The following is a 15,169-nucleotide window of genomic DNA, read 5'->3' as shown; positions in this document are numbered from 1 at the left end:
ACGTTTAGACTATCAGCCTATCATAGTCGCGCAGGTAGGCTGAGCGGATTCCGGGAGGCGAGAGGGAGTAGGCGCGGTGTCATTTTTGAGTCCATTTTAGGAGCATGGTGTGCGACAGCACTGGATAATTAACACTGCCATTTACATTGCGTTAACGGTACTGGTCAGCGTAATGGCGGCTCAGGTTCAGGCCCAGGTCGTCTCGCTTTCCGGTTTAAGTGGAAATGAGCCGAACCAGGAAGAAGAGGTCAGCAGTGATGAATTCCAACGCTCGCTGAATGATGTTATCGCCATGCTCGACAATGAAGAGCAGCGTACGGCGCTGCTTAACTCGCTGCGCGAGCTACAGGTAACAACGGATGCTACTCAAGAGGAAGGCATCGTACGCCAGGGGCTGCTGGGCGCGCTTGCCGACACGCTAACGGATCTCGGCGAACAGGCCCAGGCAGGCAACTCACCGATTGATGAGTGGTCACGGCAACTGGTGCAAGGGGCCGCTGATCTGCGTGCCTTAAATGCTGGCACGGACCGCGGGCAGGCGATCCGTGAAGTTGTTGACGGCGCAGTGATGGGGATTATCTGGGTCACGCTGCTGGTACTGATGATTGCCTTTGGCCGCTTGGTTGCGACGCGCCGAGAGTGGCCCCTGGATTTGCCTCGTGACCCCAAGGCGTGGTTGCTGGCGGCGCATTTTCTACGCCGCATGCTGCCTTGGGCACTGGCCTTTGCGATTATCCTGGGCATTGCCCAACTGCTGCCCTACAGCCCAGGGCGCACGGTGGTGTTGGTTATTGCGTATGTCTGCCTGTTTGGGCGTGCGTTATCGGTAGTGTTTGAGACCGTCATTGCCTTCTTTAGTCGAGGGCACCGCTTTACCGCTGTGCAGCTGTTGCAGCAGCAGGCACTGCGTGGGCTGTTTGTGATCGGGGCGTTGATCGCTTTGGGCGATGCGGTAAATTCAGCACGCCTGGTGGATCTACTGGGGACCGAACTCTCAAGCCTTGTTTCGATGCTGTCCAATATGCTGGCCGCGCTGCTGGCTGCGCGCTTTATTATCAAGTTCAAGCAGCCAGTACGCCATCTCATTTGTAATCGGCCCTATAAGCAGCGCCGGGAGGCCAGCACGGCTGTTGAGATGGTTCGTACCCTGGGCGGCTTATGGCATATCCCGGCACTGCTACTGGTGGGCGGCTCGTTATTGGCGATTTTTATCACCGTGGGCGATGTCGGGACCGCGCTGGCACGTTCGATAATTTCTGCGAGTTTGCTGGTACTTACCCTGGTGGTTACCGGGTTGATACGCCGTCAATCCGAGCGCTTGAGTAAGCGTCGCCGTCGGCGCTTTAGCCAGTACCGAAAACGCCTCGAGCGCTTTGGGTTTGTGTTGGCGCATATCTGTTCATGGATGGTATTTGCTGAACTCTCCATGCAAGTGTGGGGAGGATCGCTGTTTGGGCTAGGTCAAGAAGCGGTGGCCAGTACGCGTATCGGCCAAGCGCTGGTTAGCCTGGGGGCAACAATTTTGTTGGCATGGTTGGTGTGGATATTTGCCGACACGGCCATTCAGCGGGCACTGACTTCCTCGGGCCGCGCTCGTGGTCGGCGGGTTAACCAGGCGCGGGCGCAAACCATCACGCCGATGATTCGCAACGTGATCTTTGTCGCCATTTTGATTATCGCGTTTATTGTCGGGCTGGCTAACCTGGGGGTGAACGTGACACCGCTGCTGGCGGGTGCCGGTGTGATCGGCTTGGCGATAGGTTTTGGCGCACAGACGTTGGTTCAGGATTTGATTACCGGCATCTTTATTCTGATTGAAGATTCGTTGGCGGTGGATGATTTTGTGCGCATCAACAACCATATGGGGACGGTAGAAGGGCTGACTCTGCGTACCGTGCGGTTACGCGACCTGGATGGCGTGGTACATATTATTACCTTTAGTCGTATTGAATCGATCCACAATATGTCGCGTCAGTTTGGCATTGCGCTAATGCGGATACGCATTCCCTATGATATGAAAATTGATGATGCCATTACGCTAATGCAGGAAACCGCCCAGGAGCTGCGCAATGACCCGATGATGCGTCATTACATCTGGTCGCCGCTTGAAATGCAGGGGGTCCAGGGATTTGAAGAGGGCTGCCCTATCTTGCGCATGCGCTTTCGGACCGCTCCTGAAATGCAGTGGGATGTTTCGCGGGCTTTTAATCTACTGCTTAAACAGAGGATGGAAGCGCAGTCCATCGATTTGGGTGTGCCGCGTCTAAGTGTCAGCATGGAAGCGCGCTCAGAAGACCATATGGAGCCGCCGACCGGAGGCACCGACCTATCGCTTGATAATGGGGAAGCTACAACGGGTGAGCACGAGGCCAATAAAAAGCCTGCACCGCCCAAGCCCGCCCCGCAGCCTACTCAAGCAGAGATAGCGCGTGATGAGGGGAGGACGTATCGCGGCTCACCTTAAGCCGCAATCGTCTGGCTCAAGGTGAGCCCCAGCGCAATCCCCAGGCCTGTACCGATGGTGAAAATCGCAATGAGTAGCCAAGCGCCGCGCAAGCCACGCCAACGGTTGTAGAGTTTTACGACGTGGCTGACGCGGTCGACCAATTTATCGTGACGGGAAACTATCTCGTCAGGCGGTACTGAAAAATCGTTGGCAACACCATCCTCAGTGTGGCGTGCAGCTTATCGTAGTCTGCACGCCGCTTAGCGACGGCGCTTGGTGCAAAGTGCTGTTGGGGCAGCGAGCAACGGCTTGCTGTAGCTCTTCATCGTTTGCTTGGGGTGGAACGTTAAGGCGTTGGTACAAATCCCACATAGGTGCATTGTTCTTTTAGGGTTGGAGGGTAACACCAGAGAGTGTGCCTATTTTATCGATAGGTTTGCATCTCAAAGGGGGAGAAACGGGCAATGGGCATTCCCAGGCTCCAAAGGGTAAAAGTAAACCATCCCCGCACGAAGCGGACCACCATGACAATTGGTGTCATGGTATATCATCGCTCAAGGCAATGAAGTAGGAGATTGACCAGGTGATTAACGTCGAGCGTAAAAATAGCTACCAGCTACGCCTTACACGGCGGCTCAAGGAGGAGACATCGCATAGGCTTGACGTCTATCTTTTTGTACCTGGCGAGCTGGGTTTAAATGCTCACGTCATCTCGGAAGAGGCATTTTATCACTCATCCATTAGTGTCTCGCGGACGTACTATAGCGATGCCTACCACCTGCCGCTAGTGCATAGCCGGCTCGCCAGCCGTAATCAGTTGGGCAGCGAATCTTACCGATTAAGCTTAAGTCTTTATGCGTATCAGTATGTGACTGCCATGGAGCGGACGACTCAAAAAATGCTGGTCCGCGAGCGCAAACTGCGTAGCGAGCGGCAAAAAGAGTCCAGCGATGTGCAGACGCTAAGAGAAGAGCTGTGTGAGCAACTGAATGAAATGCAGAAGCTCAGCGAAAGCATTTTAAGGAAGATGCGCCGCAATCAACCCACGGATGAGCGTTTATACAAATATTTCGCCAATATCGATAACTATCTCTCCTGGTTTACTGAGCAGCAGCTGCTTTCACTAGTGGCCTATATGCCAAGAGGTGGCGAGTTTAGTGATATCAAGCGCCAGTTTATCAATGTGTGCGAGCGTGAAAGTGAGTATCGACGCGAACAGAAGTACAACTCAGAGCGTGTGATGGAAGATCCAACACGCATGTCGAATAAAATGCGCTTGCTACGCCGCTTGATTGAATATCCGATTACCTTGAAGCAGGAGGCGCTGGAGTTAGGCGGCGGTGAGCAAAAAGCCGTAAAAGCGTTGGCAACCGCACTGGTAATGGCCTGTGTCACGCTGGGAGTATTGCGCGTACGCGAAGTCGTTGGCGATATTACGGCGCTGTTTGTGCTTGCCATGGCGCTGCTGTATGCCTTGCGTGAAGTGTTTAAGGACGACCTGCGCAATACGCTTTGGCGCCTGCTGCGTCGGGGGCGGCCAAAATGGCGTCGCCAATACGTTGACCCAACGCGTAATGCGCTGGTGGGGCGTCAGCTTGAATGGTTTGATTACAAGCGCTACACCGCCCTGAATGAAGACATCAAGCAGATGCGAAGGCGGACCGTGGCTGAGCGGGAAGAGGATGTGCTGCATTACCGCTCCAGTTCGCGTATGTCGCCCACGCGGTTTTTGAGTGGTTACGAGCATACGCGAGAGACGCTGTATATTGATCTCTTGATGCTGACCCGCTTAATGAGCAAAGAGAAGCATCATATCTTTCGGTTAAAAGATGGCCAGGCCGTACGTGAAAGCGTTGAGCGGCGCCATTTGTTCAACCTTGTGGTGCGTGAAACCGGCAGTGAAGATGCCCCCTACCTGGCGCGCTGGAAGGTGGTGGTTAGTCGCTCAGGCATTGTCGATGTCGAAAAAGTTGCTGAAAGTGGCGCCTCAGAAGGCACATCCAGTGAGCTCAGCCCTTGAAGCCATTTCTTAAACTCAGTTCTTAATTCAGCCCTTACATACAGCCTCTGTGCATCGAGTGCCAGCCAGCTGCAAGCGATTCACTCAGAGGCGCCCGAAAAGACGCCTCTGAGCGGATATAGTCAGCGTTAAGCACTGTGTAACGGCTGATTAATTGAATGAATTAAGGGCCTTTTCCAGGTTGTCCACGCTGCGTTTAGTGTGATGCAGTTTATCCAGCCCAAACAGGCCGATACGAAAGGTCTGGAAGTTATCACCTTCATCGCACATTAAGGGCACACCGCCCGCCACTTGAACGCCCGCTTGGGCAAACTTGCCGACAAGCCCGGCGTCGTCGGTGTAGCTGACCACGACACCCGGCGCTTCGAAGCCTTCAGCGGCAACGCTGATAAACCCGTGGCGTGCGAGCATGCCCCGAACGCCCTGACCAATGGCCTGCTGCTCTTGCTTCACCTTGGCAAAGCCGTATTCGCGAGTTTCCTGCATGATATCGCGCAGCTGGCGCAAGGCATCCGTTGGCATGGTGGCGTGGTAGGCATGCCCACCGTTTTCGTAGGCCTGCATGATCGAATGCCATTTGGCTAAATCGCAGGCAAAGCTGTTGCTTTGCGTTTCGCTTAAGCGCTGTGTGGCGCGTTCGGAAAGCATGACCATGGCGCAGCAGGGTGAACCGCTCCAGCCCTTTTGCGGAGCGCTTACCACCACATCGATGCCCAAACCCTGCATATCCACCCACAGGGTGCCTGCGGCAATGGCGTCCAGCACAAACAGGCCACCCACCTCACGCGTCGCTTGCGCCACGGTACGAATATAGTCATCGGGCAGCAGTAGACCCGCAGAGGTTTCTACCTGGGGGGCAAACACCACAGCGGGTTTTTCCTGGCGGATACGCTCGGCGGCTTCTTCCGCAGGTACAGGCGTAAACGGCGACTGCGGGTCATCAGCCGTCACGCGGCGTGCTTTGAGTACCGTGTGTTGGTCGGTTAAACGGCCCATCTCGATAATCTGCGTCCAGCGGTAGCTGAACCAGCCGTTACGAATCACCAGGGTTTTCTGATCCAGGGCGAACTGACGTGCGACCGCTTCCATGCCAAACGTCCCGCTACCGGGAACAATGGCCGTTGCATGGGCGTTATAGACCTCTTTCAGCGTGGTCGAAATATCGCGCATGACGCCTTGAAACTGCTGCGACATGTGGTTGAGCGAACGGTCGGTATACACCACCGAGTATTCAAGCAGTCCGGTGGGATCAACGTTGGGCAGTAGGGCCGCCATGGCGTTCTCCTTAATGAGTAAGCGTACAGTTCACGCGAGATAAAGTGCCTTACAGGGTTTGAGGAATTAGAGCCCGAGGAAATAGAGTACGAGGAATTGTTAGGCGAGGCCAGTGCTGGCAGTGTGGTTCGCAAGGCAATAAAAAACCGCCGTCATGAAGACGGCGGCAGAGTGACAACCAGCCTGATGCGGCTAACCGCAGTAATGAATGCGGCCTAGCGTTGAGGCAATTGCTCGGGGCCAAAGGCGTCCGGCAGTAATGTTTCCATAGTGTAGGTTTTGAGCACCTCACCCTGGCGGGAGATAACCATGATTTGCGTATCGGGGGTAGCGAACTCACGAATACGCTGACGGCAATCCCCACAGGGCGTGCACAGGTGCTCGCCTGGCCCCATTACATACACCTTGGCAAGCTCGCGCTGGCCAGCGGTTACCATCGCGCTAATGGCCGATGCTTCCGCACAAAGCCCCTTGTAGTGAGCGACTTCGACGTTAGCGCCTACAAACTGCTGGCCGTCCGGGCACTCCATGATGGATGCCACCGGGTGGTCGGAGTACGGAACGTAGGCATTGTTCAATGCATCAAGCAGCGTGTTGACCAGCGCAGAGTCTGCTTGGCTCATAGATGATTCCTCGGTTTAACCCACTTAGGCGTTGGCGGCGTCATCACGCAGGACGGTATCCAGCGCGATGATCATCATATCGTTGAACGTCGTTTGACGATCGGCGCTGGAGAGCGCTTCACCTTTCAAAATATGATCCGATACGGTGCAGATGGTCAGCGCGCGGGCACCGAACTCGGCGGCAACGCCGTAAAGGCCAGCCGCTTCCATCTCAACGCCTACAATGCCGTAGCGCTTCATCAGCTCGGCCATATCGGTCTGCGGGTTGTAAAACAGATCGGCGGAGAAAATGTTGCCCACTTTCACCGGCACGTTTTGCGCTTTGGCGGCGGCTACGGCGTGGCTTGTCAGCTCAAAATCCGCAATCGCGGCAAAGTCGTGGTCGTTAAAGCGCATGCGGTTCACCTTGGAATCCGTGCACGCACCCATGCCGATCACCACATCACGAACGTTAACGTCGTCGCGTACCGCGCCGCAGGAGCCTACTCGAATAATCGACGTCACGCCGTAATCGGTAATCAGCTCTTTGGCATAGATGGACACTGATGGAATACCCATGCCGTGGCCCATCACGGAAATTTTGCGGCCTTTATAGGTGCCGGTATAGCCCAGCATGCCACGCACGTCGTTCACCTGACGCACGTCATCAAGGTAAGTTTCGGCAATGTACTTGGCGCGCAGCGGGTCGCCGGGCATCAACACCGTATCCGCGAAATCACCCTGTTCAGCATTAATATGCGGAGTAGCCATGTGGTTTCCTTATGTCTTGTTAAATAGCGCCATCAGGCAGCATAAGAGAGAAAGCTTTTGCCATCGTCCATTGCGGGAAGGGCGAAGTAATCCGCCAGTGTCTGGCCAATATCGGCAAACGTGTCGCGCGCGCCCATCGGCCCAGGCACGAACCCAGCGCCGCTGACCATCACAGGAATGTATTCGCGCGTGTGCTCAGTACCTTCCCAGCTTGGGTCGCAGCCGTGATCCGCGGTAAGAATCAGCAGATCGTCATTGTTCAACGCAGCCAGCAGCTCCGGCAGGCGAGCGTCAAAGTGCTCAAGGGCGGCCGCGTAGCCCGGCACGTCACGGCGATGACCGTAGACCGAGTCGAAATCGACAAAGTTGGTCATGATCATGGTCGGGCGGTCGCTGGTTTCAGCAGCGGTGCGCGCCACTTCACTTAACGTCGCATCCATCAGCGCATCGTGGCCGCTGGCTTTGACCTTGTGGGTAATGCCGCAGTGGGCGTAGATATCAGCAATCTTGCCAATCGATACCATTTCACCACCGGCATCGGCGAGCTTTTGCAGTACCGTGGGCGAAGGCGGCTCTATGCTGTAATCGCGACGGTTACCGGTACGCGCAAAGCTTGTGCTGTCTTCACCTATAAACGGGCGGGCGATAACCCGGCCGATATTGTAAGGCTCCAGCAGCTCACGCACGGTTTCGCACAGCGCGTAAAGGCGATCCAGGCCAAAGTGCTCCTCGTGGGCGGCAATCTGGAAGACCGAATCCGCTGAGGTATACACAATCGGTTTGCCGGTTTGCACATGCTCATCACCCAGCCGGGCGATGATCTCGGTGCCTGAAGCATGGCAGTTGCCGATCACGCCGGGCAGGTCGGCTGCCTGAACAATCTTGTCCAGTAGCTCTTGTGGAAAGCTTTCGGTCTTATCGCTGAAATAACCCCAGTCAAAACGTACCGGCACGCCAGCGATTTCCCAGTGGCCGGACGGGGTGTCCTTGCCGCTGGAAATTTCCTGGGCGTGGGCGTAGGCGCCTTCAAGCACCTCGGGGAGGGCAACGCCTTCGGCAACCGTGCCGGTGCTATCCCGGTGGGCATGAAACAGGCCAAGTTTGGCCATGTTGGGCAGCTTCAAGGGACCCGAGCGCTCAGCCGTATCGGCGTCGCCACGCGCGCAGGCGGCAGCGATGTGGCCCAGGGTGTCCGAGCCTTCATCGCCAAAGGCGGCAGCATCGGCGGCGCTGCCAATGCCGAAGGAGTCTAGTACCAGCACAATTGCACGTTTCATGGCGTCTTCCTCGTCAGGCGGTGCTCATTAAAGCGCTTCACCGCGATAGGTTTCCTGGAGCAGTGAATCAATCGTCGCTTCGCCCGTGCCAATGGTGATGGCAGCACGCAGCTGGGCAGCGGCGCGGTCAGCCTCTTCAGCGCTACGCGCGTGAACGAAGGCTAGCGGCTGCTGGCTATCCACTTGGGTGCCCAGCTCGGCAATCGCACTAAAGCCCACGCTATGATCGATCCTGGCGTCATTACGCAGGCGGCCACCGCCCAGCTCGACCACGCTCATGCCCACTGCGCGGGTATCGATGCGCAGCACATTGCCCGACTGCTCGGCATATACGGGTTTGACCACGTTGGCTTTGGCAAGGTAGCTGTCAGAGCGCTCCATAAAGTCACCCGGGCCGCCCAGCTCACGTACCATGCGCGCGAATACTTCGGCTGCGGCACCCGAGGTCAGGGCTTTTTCAAGCTGGCTCAGAGCATCTTCACGGCTTTTCGCCAGTTTGCCTGCCATGAGCATTTCAACCGCCAGCTCACGAGTGACTTGCATCACGCGGCTGTTGGGGCGCTCACCGCGCAGCAGTTCCAGCGTTTCGACGATTTCAACCGCGTTGCCTGCGCACGGTGCCAGCGGCTGGCTCATGTCGGTCAATAGGGCTGTCGTCGGCGTACCGGCCTGGGTGGCCACCGAGGCGATGCTTTTGGCAAGCTCGTGAGATTTTTCGGTGGTGGGCATAAACGCGCCACTGCCGACTTTGACATCCATGACCAGCGCATCGAGGCCGGAAGCAAGCTTCTTACCCAGAATGGACGCGGTGATTAGCGGAATGGACTCAACCGTGGCGGTAACGTCACGCACGCCGTAAATACGCTTATCCGCCGGTGCCAGGTTGCCGGTCTGGCCGATGATCGCCACACCAGTGGACTTCACCACATCACTGAAGCGCTCAGGAGCCGGGTAGGGGTCGTAGCCGGGGATCGACTCAAGCTTGTCCAGCGTGCCGCCAGTGTGGCCAAGGCCACGGCCTGAAATCATCGGTACAAAAGCGCCACATGCTGCGACCCACGGGCCGAGTACTAGAGACACCAGATCACCCACGCCGCCGGTGGAGTGCTTATCGACCACTGGGCCGGGCAGGTTTAAGGAGTCCCACTGCATGACGTGGCCGGAGTCACGTGTGGCGGTGGTTAGGGCTACGACTTCCTCACGGCTCATGCCGTTAAGAAATACCGCCATGGTGAATGCGCCAATCTGAGCATCGCTGATACGGTCATCGGCAATGCCCTGGACAAACGTTTTGATGTCCGCTGCTGCCAGCGGGTTGCCATCGCGTTTTTCGCGAATTAATTCCTGTGGGAGCATATTAGTAGCCTTCCTGTGGTGCTGCGCTTTCTACGCCGCCCAGCGTGTTTAATAAATTGGCTAAAAGACTCGATGCGCCAAAGCGAAAATGTGCCGGTGTTATCCATGCACTGCCCATGATGTTGCTTGCAAGCGCCAGGTACTCAGCGGCTTCTTCTGTGGTGCGCACGCCGCCTGCGGCTTTAAAGCCCACGTCTTTGCCGCTTGCTTTAATCGCGTTCAGCATAATTTCGGCGGCTTCCAACGTGGCGTTGGTGGCCACTTTGCCGGTAGAGGTTTTAATAAAGTCGGCGCCGCCTTCAATAGCAAGCTCGCTAGCACGTTTGATAAGCGCTGGGTCTTTGAGTTCGCCTGACTCGATAATGACTTTTAACAGGGCCTGGTCTGCGCAGGCGGCTTTACACATTTCAACCAGCTCAAGGCCAGTTTCTTCGTCACCTGCCATCAGCGTGCGGTAGGGGAACACCACATCGACTTCGTGGGCGCCAGAGGCAACGGCATCGCGGGTTTCACGGGCAGCCGCCATAATGTCATCGCCGCCATTCGGGAAGTTGGTGACGGTCGCGATTTTTACCAGCTCGTTGAGTTTGTGGGCAGTCAGCGCACGTTGAGCGGTAACAATAAATTGCGGATAGACGCAGACGGCTGCCGGGTTGCCGTAAGGCGTTTTAAGCTGCTGGCAAAGCGCTTCAATCGTGCTGTCGGTGTCGCTGTCATTCAGGCTGGTCAAATCCATTAAGCTCAGCGCTTGGCGGGCGGCCTGGATGGCGTGGGGAGAGGCTGTCGCGGTCATTGGATTCTCACAAAATTGATAAAAGACAAAACGGGCACTGCGAGATAAAACAGCAGCGCCCGTTGCATGGTGTCGTACTCGCTGCGTTATGTCGTAATACTGCTCAGCGAGATGAAGAAGCCAGCAATAGTGGCTGACATTAAATTGGACAGTGTACCGGCCAGAACGGCTTTGCCCCCAAAGCGGGCAATTTCAGCGCGACGGCTCGGTGCAATACTGCCTAAACCGCCCAACAAAATAGCGATTGAGGACAGGTTGGCAAAGCCGCACAGGGCGAAAGACAAGAAGGCCGTGGTATGAGGCGTCATTAATTGACCCGTCGCGGCAACCACCTGCTCCCCATCAATGTAGGGGGCCAGGTTAATAAAGGCGACGAACTCATTAACCACTAGCTTCTGGCCAATAAAGGAGCCCGCAACGGTGGCTTCAGCCCATGGTACACCCAGCATGAAAGCCAGCGGAGCAAACAGCCAGCCCAGGATCATTTCAAGGCTCAGCGACTCAAATCCAAACCAGCCGCCAACGCCTCCTAAAATACCGTTGATCAGTGCGATCAAGGCAATAAAGGCCAGCAGCATGGCGCCAACATTGGCCGCCAGCATTAGGCCAGAGGTAGCGCCTGAGGCAGCAGCATCCAGCACGTTGGCGGGTTTGTTTTCCTGCTCTTGAAGCTCTTCCTCGACTTTAGAGATGCTGTCGCTGTCAGTTGCGTCCTGGGTTTCCGGCATGATCAGCTTGGCGAATAGCAAACCTCCCGGGGCTGCCATAAACGACGCCGCGACCAGATACTCCATGGGAATGCCCAACTGCGCATAACCGGCAAGTACCGAACCCGCTACCGAAGCAAGGCCGCCGCACATAACGGCGAAGAGCTGCGAGGGCGTCATGCGAGCAATAAACGGGCGTACCACCAGCGGCGCTTCGGTTTGGCCTACGAAGATATTGGCGGTCGCAGAAAGCGACTCCGTACGCGACGTGCCGAGCGCCTTTTGCAGCCCGCCACCCAGAATACGAATCACCCACTGCATGATGCCCATGTAGTAAAGCACGGCGATCAGCGAGGAGAAGAAGATAATGACCGGCAGGACCTTGATCGCGAAGATAAAGCCAACGTTATCCACATCAGCCAGGCCACCAAACAGAAAGCCAATACCATCGTTGGCGTAAACCAGTACCTGGCTCACTCCCATGGAAATGGTTTGCAAAATGGTTTGTCCAAACGGCACATAGAGGACAAACGCCCCGATGGCTGCCTGGATACCAAAAGCGCCCAGCACGGTACGCAAACGAATTGACTTGCGGTCGTAAGAAAAAATCAGAGCGATGGCCACCAGAGTGACCATGCCAACCAAGCTCATAAGGAGGGTCATATGGGAATCCTTTGAGTCCGCTAAGGGGGCTCGTTTAAAGTAAGTTGAGCCTGCTTAAAGTATGTTGAGCTTGATAGAGTAAATCATCGCGTTTTGATAAGCATTCGGCGTGCCGAGCTTATTCTCCGAGTAGCGATACTGAACGCCCGTTGTGATCAAATCGCTGGGGTGCCACCACAGGCTCAGCGCACCGTTGGTGCCTACGCTTCCGGCTTTGCCACCTACATAGTTCTGCTCCAGGTAGTCACTGTCGCGGCCAAACGTTTGCTCGTGCCAGTTGGTGACGCTGAAGTTTTGATTAAGGGCGGCGAAGTCATAGCCCGCGACCCAGCCAGCCATGTAACCGTTCATGCCAGTATAGCTTTCGCTCTGAACGCGTGCTGCGCCAATAAAGGGTTTAAACCATAAACCGTTGGCGAACGTGGTGCGGTAGCCCAGGCCCAAAATTTGGTCTTGTTCGCGGCTGTTATAGCCGTAGTCACGGAAGTCGTACACGTGGGCGTAAAGCGACAGTGGGGTATCCCCCAGATAAATGTGTGACGTTACCTTGCCTGCCGTGCGGAAGTTATCTTTACCGCCGCTTGATTCATCGAACTGGTCGTTGGTCGGGTTTTCGAAATCAAAGAAACCGTAGAACTCGCCCCAGCTAAAGCCTGCGCCGCCTTCTATCTCTACGTAGGTGAAGTCACTTTTTGCCGCGTTGGAGGCCGTGCGGCGCTCGGTACCGTTAGACCAGTCGAGGTAGTTAACCGAGACATTGGCAAAGGACCAAAGAGGTGTCGTCGGCTGGGGCGGCGCATCGGCAGCTATTGCCGGTGTTGCCAGTGCCAAGCCAGCGGCTAAAACGCCAACGCTGGTGGTGAATGAAAACGTACGCATTGAGATCGGAGCAGTCATGTAAGCCTCAAGAGGGGTTGCCACAGTTTGGCCGTCGTTAGAATTATGTGGGCTGGCGGAAATGTTATAATTATAACATTGCATGTTATTTTTTTAACGCCCATTTGCAATAAACTCACACCAACGTTGCTTGGATGCCGCTATCGGGGGATAGCAGGAGGGCTTGCATGTTCCAGTCGTTAAGCTTGCGGCTTTAATGTCACGGCCATAGGCTAAGCACGCCGTTGGGTAACAAGGGTCATGGCACCCGCCATGCACGACACATTATAAAGTGAATAATAACGGTAATGAGGAGACGCCTGGTATGAGCGACCGTAGCGCCCAGCGGTTGGCATTGCTTCAGGAAACGCTTGCCGGTGGTGGTACGTTGCATTTACGTGACGCCGCTAGTTTATGCGGTGTTTCAGAAATGACCATACGCCGCGACCTTTCAACGCAGCCTTCTGCGTTAACGCTGCTGGGCGGAAGGTTGGTAATGGCAAGTTACTCAGGTAACACTCCTGCGTACGATTTGGCGGAGCAGCAAGCCAACGACTATCCGTTAAAGCACTTGCTCTGCAAGCGGGCCGCAAGCTTTATTGAAGAGGGCGATACGCTGTTTATTGATTGCGGCTCAACGCTGGTGCCGCTTTTGGGGCAGCTGGGGAATTTTCATGAGCTAACGGTGGTGACCTATGCGTTAAATGTCGCCACGGCGGTATCGACGCTACCCAATGTGCGTTTGGTGCTATTGGGCGGGCTATTTTATGCGTCATCACAATCATTTGGCAGCGATGACATGCGCGCCGCCATTGAGCGTATCGGTATCAATAAGGCATTTATTTCAGCTGCTGGGGTTGATTGCACGCGAGGCGTTAGTTGTTTTCACTTTCATGAAGTAGCCCCCAAGCAGGCGGCTATTGCCTGTGCTTCGCAGCGCTTATTAGTAATCGACGCGAGTAAAATCGGCATGATTCGCCCCGCCTATTTCGCATCATTGAACGATTTTGACATTGTTGTGACTAATGAGGGTGCTGCGCCCGCATTATTTACCCATTTTACGGGGCGTGTGCTTACCCACCTTTCTGTTTCATCTACTTATGAACAACCGCGTTAAGAGGGTGCGGCTAGGTGCGTCAAATCGTCGCTTTGATTCGTTGCCTGGATCAAAGGAAGATACGCCGGTTAGAGCGGGCCTCCTTCATGTTAGGATGTCGGTTCAATCCGCTACCTGCTTCTAATCCCGGTAGCGCATGTTTTTCCCGGAGCACAGGCAGTACCTTTGGCAGAGTGTTTTGGGAAGAGTATGGGGTGTTAGTTAGCTGACATATGGCATATCGTTTGGCTTGCTGTTTGACGGCTAGTTTTGTAACGCAACTCTGACGAGATCGCACCATGCAACAACCTTCCTACTGGCGCAGGTCAGGCACTCTGGTGCTCATTGCGCTGTGCTTGCTGCTTGCAGGCTGTAGCTCGGCCTTGATGGACCCAAAAGGTGTCGTTGGTGAAACCCAGCGTTCACTGATCCTGAGTTCATTTGGCTTGATGCTGATCGTGGTCATCCCCGTTATTGTTATGACGATAGTGTTTGGCTGGTACTATCGCCGTAGCAATACGATGGCTGAATACCTTCCTGACTGGGCGCACTCTAACTGGATCGAGGGCATTGTTTGGCTAGTTCCTGTCGTAATCGTCGCTATTTTGGGCGTAATTACCTGGAAAAGTTCACACGACCTTGACCCCCATCGCGCACTTGAAAGTGATACACCTGAGCTTGAAATCCAGGTCGTGGCACTTGATTGGAAATGGCTGTTCATTTATCCCGAGCAAGGTATTGCAACGGTAAATGAAGTGGCATTCCCGGTTGATACGCCCGTCCGCTTCCGAGTGAGCTCCGGTTCGGTGATGAACTCTTTCTTCATTCCTCGACTAGGCAGCCAGATTTATGCCATGGCAGGAATGGATAATGACGTTTATCTCGAAGCTAATGAGATCGGTACCTATAGCGGTCGTTCGACCAACTATAGCGGTGCAGGCTTCTCTGGAATGATCTTCGATGCTCACGCGACATCAGATGAAGACTTTGATGCGTGGGTAGAAGAGGTTCGGCAGTCACCACAAACGCTGACCTACCCAGAAGGCTACTCACAATTGGCTGAGCGCTCTTCGTTCAACCCCGTTGAGTACTTCGCAAGTGTTACACCTGAGTTCTATGAGCGTCTGGTCTCCAGCTTCCGTACTGGCAGCGATCCTGAAACCGACACTCAAGATGCGCCTCGCGCACCAGCTATCGATAGCAATGAAGCCTATCAAACGACCGACAACCAAGCGAGTGGCGAGGCTGAAGAAGGCCAACCTGTGAGCAATGAGGCGGGAGAGTAAC

Annotated in this window: 12 protein-coding genes; 4 read left to right on the top strand and 8 right to left on the bottom strand. The window is 55.3% G+C overall.

Going from position 1 to position 15,169, the window contains the following annotated elements:
* The first annotated feature begins 109 nt into the window (after positions 1-109).
* Positions 110-2,464, top strand: a complete 2,355-nt coding sequence (locus ACT3TC_RS04365; RefSeq protein ID WP_444639265.1) for a mechanosensitive ion channel family protein — start codon at positions 110-112, stop codon at positions 2,462-2,464.
* A 565-nt stretch (positions 2,465-3,029) separates the two neighbouring features.
* The gene (locus ACT3TC_RS04360; protein ID WP_172118024.1) at positions 3,030-4,466 is read left to right on the top strand and encodes a hypothetical protein; all 1,437 of its coding nucleotides are present in this window, start codon (positions 3,030-3,032) and stop codon (positions 4,464-4,466) included.
* Positions 4,467-4,616: 150 nt separating this feature from the next.
* Here ACT3TC_RS04360 and ACT3TC_RS04355 read toward each other — a convergent pair whose 3' ends face one another.
* The 8 genes from ACT3TC_RS04355 to ACT3TC_RS04320 form a co-directional block, all read right to left on the bottom strand.
* Positions 4,617-5,741, bottom strand: a complete 1,125-nt coding sequence (locus ACT3TC_RS04355) for an aminotransferase class V-fold PLP-dependent enzyme (protein WP_444639264.1) — start codon at positions 5,739-5,741, stop codon at positions 4,617-4,619.
* A 215-nt stretch (positions 5,742-5,956) separates the two neighbouring features.
* Positions 5,957-6,364, bottom strand: coding sequence for a cytidine deaminase (gene cdd, locus ACT3TC_RS04350; protein WP_018919042.1), 408 nt, complete (start codon positions 6,362-6,364; stop codon positions 5,957-5,959).
* Positions 6,365-6,388: 24 nt separating this feature from the next.
* Entirely contained in the window at positions 6,389-7,114 is a 726-nt protein-coding gene (gene deoD, locus ACT3TC_RS04345; RefSeq protein ID WP_444622368.1) for a purine-nucleoside phosphorylase, read from the bottom strand.
* A gap of 32 nt (positions 7,115-7,146) precedes the next feature.
* Complete coding sequence (locus ACT3TC_RS04340; RefSeq protein ID WP_444639263.1) at positions 7,147-8,391, bottom strand: phosphopentomutase; 1,245 nt, start codon at positions 8,389-8,391, stop codon at positions 7,147-7,149.
* A 27-nt stretch (positions 8,392-8,418) separates the two neighbouring features.
* Positions 8,419-9,747 carry a thymidine phosphorylase gene (deoA, locus tag ACT3TC_RS04335; RefSeq protein ID WP_444639262.1) on the bottom strand — a complete coding sequence of 443 codons (1,329 nt, stop codon included), beginning with the start codon at positions 9,745-9,747 and terminating at the stop codon, positions 8,419-8,421.
* A 1-nt stretch (position 9,748) separates the two neighbouring features.
* Entirely contained in the window at positions 9,749-10,540 is a 792-nt protein-coding gene (deoC, locus tag ACT3TC_RS04330) for a deoxyribose-phosphate aldolase (protein WP_172118018.1), read from the bottom strand.
* A gap of 86 nt (positions 10,541-10,626) precedes the next feature.
* A complete protein-coding gene (locus ACT3TC_RS04325) occupies positions 10,627-11,910 on the bottom strand; it encodes a NupC/NupG family nucleoside CNT transporter (RefSeq protein WP_172118017.1) in 1,284 nt (427 codons plus the stop codon).
* 54 nt (positions 11,911-11,964) lie between these two features.
* Complete coding sequence (locus ACT3TC_RS04320; protein ID WP_444622372.1) at positions 11,965-12,807, bottom strand: outer membrane protein OmpK; 843 nt, start codon at positions 12,805-12,807, stop codon at positions 11,965-11,967.
* A gap of 304 nt (positions 12,808-13,111) precedes the next feature.
* Between ACT3TC_RS04320 and ACT3TC_RS04315 the strand changes: the two genes are divergently transcribed.
* Complete coding sequence (locus ACT3TC_RS04315) at positions 13,112-13,903, top strand: DeoR/GlpR family DNA-binding transcription regulator (RefSeq protein ID WP_444639261.1); 792 nt, start codon at positions 13,112-13,114, stop codon at positions 13,901-13,903.
* Positions 13,904-14,181: 278 nt separating this feature from the next.
* The gene (cyoA, locus tag ACT3TC_RS04310; protein WP_193054003.1) at positions 14,182-15,168 is read left to right on the top strand and encodes a ubiquinol oxidase subunit II; all 987 of its coding nucleotides are present in this window, start codon (positions 14,182-14,184) and stop codon (positions 15,166-15,168) included.
* Position 15,169: the final 1 nt, after the last annotated feature.

It is taken from the genome of Halomonas sp. AOP27-A1-41, assembly GCF_052378605.1.
In the GTDB taxonomy this organism is placed as follows: Bacteria; Pseudomonadota; Gammaproteobacteria; order Pseudomonadales; family Halomonadaceae; genus Vreelandella; species Vreelandella citrativorans.
This window is presented reverse-complemented; position numbering and strand designations above follow the sequence as displayed.